The sequence below is a fragment of the Cedecea sp. AS113 genome (genome assembly GCF_037152415.1).
In the GTDB taxonomy this organism is placed as follows: Bacteria; Pseudomonadota; Gammaproteobacteria; order Enterobacterales; family Enterobacteriaceae; genus Cedecea.
Genome location: NZ_JBBCMI010000047.1, coordinates 1 through 1852 on the forward strand (window position 1 = coordinate 1; position 1852 = coordinate 1852).

The 1852-nt window shown below is 43.7% G+C and carries 4 protein-coding genes; 2 read left to right on the forward strand and 2 right to left on the reverse strand.

Features of this window, described 5'->3' with window-relative positions:
* Both WFN87_RS23920 and WFN87_RS23925 read left to right on the forward strand, forming a co-directional pair.
* Positions 1-362: gp53-like domain-containing protein (locus WFN87_RS23920; protein ID WP_336989471.1), on the forward strand; the 362-nt coding region annotated here is incomplete at its 5' end.
* A 3-nt stretch (positions 363-365) separates the two neighbouring features.
* Entirely contained in the window at positions 366-785 is a 420-nt protein-coding gene (locus WFN87_RS23925; protein WP_336981896.1) for a tail fiber assembly protein, read from the forward strand.
* Here the strand turns inward: WFN87_RS23925 and WFN87_RS23930 are convergent.
* Positions 757-1356 (reverse strand): tail fiber assembly protein, encoded by a 600-nt coding sequence (locus tag WFN87_RS23930; protein WP_336981894.1) that lies wholly within the window; start codon positions 1354-1356, stop codon positions 757-759. The two genes, WFN87_RS23925 and WFN87_RS23930, sit on opposite strands and share 29 nt — an antisense overlap.
* On the reverse strand, positions 1356-1852 hold a 497-nt coding region (locus WFN87_RS23935), incomplete at its 5' end, for a phage tail protein (RefSeq protein ID WP_336989472.1). The genes WFN87_RS23935 and WFN87_RS23930, both read right to left, overlap by 1 nt.

The window sequence follows — 1852 nt, forward strand, 5'->3', positions numbered from 1 at the left end:
TTGGTTTGGGGGAGGCGGCGAAACGGGGAGTAGGGACGGGAGCGAGCCAGGTGCCTGTTATGTCTTTCTGGCAAAAAAGTGCAGGTACTAGTCGATGGAGAAAATTTCCAGACGGAACAATAATTCAGACAGGAATTTCCGTTGCTGGTAATTTAGGAACACCATCAAATATTACATTGCCTGTATCGTTCAGCAATACGGCTTATTCTGTTGTAACATCTTATGATAATGCTCGTTCAGGGGTCACTGCCGTTTATAGTTTCTCGGCCTTGCCCGTTACACCATCTCAATTTGCTTTGATGGGTTCGCTAGCATCTCAGACATCTGAGCAATTTGCTTACTGGATAGCGATAGGGGATTAACAGATGAAAAATTACTTTTATTCTAAAAAAGAGAATGGCTTTTTTATTGATTCTGAATATGCACCTGATGATTCGGTTGAAATAAGTGCTGAGCGTTGGTCAGAGTTACTCAAGGGTCAAGAGAACGGGCTTTTTATTTCAGGTAATGAAAATGGGGAGCCAGTACTGCTCGAAAAGCCACCGCTCACGCATGATAATCTTATTCATATGGAAGTAATGAATAAGAACTTTTATATATTAAAAGCAAACGAATTCATTAACAATAAACAATGGCCTGGTAAAGCCGCAATTGGCCGTCTAAAAGACGACGAACGTGTGCAGTACAATTTATGGCTAGATTACCTGGATGCATTGGAAGCTATTGATACTTCCAACGCACCAGATATCGAATGGCCTACGCCGCCGGTTTCTCCGGCCAGCTAACATCAGGCGCGGTGGAGGTATCTATCGCCTTCGCCGCTTTGATGTATTCCATCCAGACGGTTAATTTCTCTTTATCAGCCTCGCTGATAATACCCAGGGTGAGTTCTGTTCGCCAGTCAGCAGTGATATTGTTTGCTTCACTTAACAAGGTTTTCCGTTTTAGTTCTGCATCAGAAATATCGTCTTTTTTCTTTGCGTCAATGTCCGTCACCCATTTTTCGCCATCCCATTTATCATAGGCTGTTGCAGGGGCGATTGTCGTTGTATCTGATGGATAACCCCCCAGCTTTGAAATAGTGATTTTTTCACCATCAAGCGTACTATAAATCGTTTCCCCCCTGTTGTCGGGGATATATTCCCACGCCGTAAGATCATTTTTTCGGCAAATGGCAAACCCTTTTTTTCGTTCGCCTGGTGCATCAATGCAGGAATTGGCAGGTAAACCGACTCCAATAGCAAGATATTCAACCGTTAAAGAAAGATACTCTTTCGTATATCCATCATAGTTAAATACATTAATTTCTCCAGCCAGTGTCGCAATAAGATCGTTGTTTAATTTTGCGTCAGCCATTATGCGGCCCTCACTATAAAGTTAAATGCAATATTTCGAGGTCTATTTTCGTTTGAAGTTGGAACCACTAAAGAGGCATCAAACAAAACACCATAATTTGTCACAGGGTATGAGTTTTGGGGCACGGGGATTATCGAATTATTTACACCTGAATCATATATAGCAAGGGCACCATTAACACCCGTTGGGAGAACTACTGTATTATTTATCTGCCCTTGAGTATAAGCGACTATACTCCCTCGAATATTACGTATTGTATCACCCTGTAATGACAGTAATGCACGGCCAGCATCCCCCCCTCTCCCATCATCCCAACCACGAATAAACTCCCCACGTAAATCAGGAAGCACAAGCGCGGGATATACCTGTGCAAGTTTTGGATATTGAGCCGCTGAAAACGCTGCGCCATTGCATTTCAACCATCCTGCCGGCGCTACAGACAACGCCCACGGAACAGGCACACCAACCGGCAAAGCCGATCCTTCCCCCAAACCAA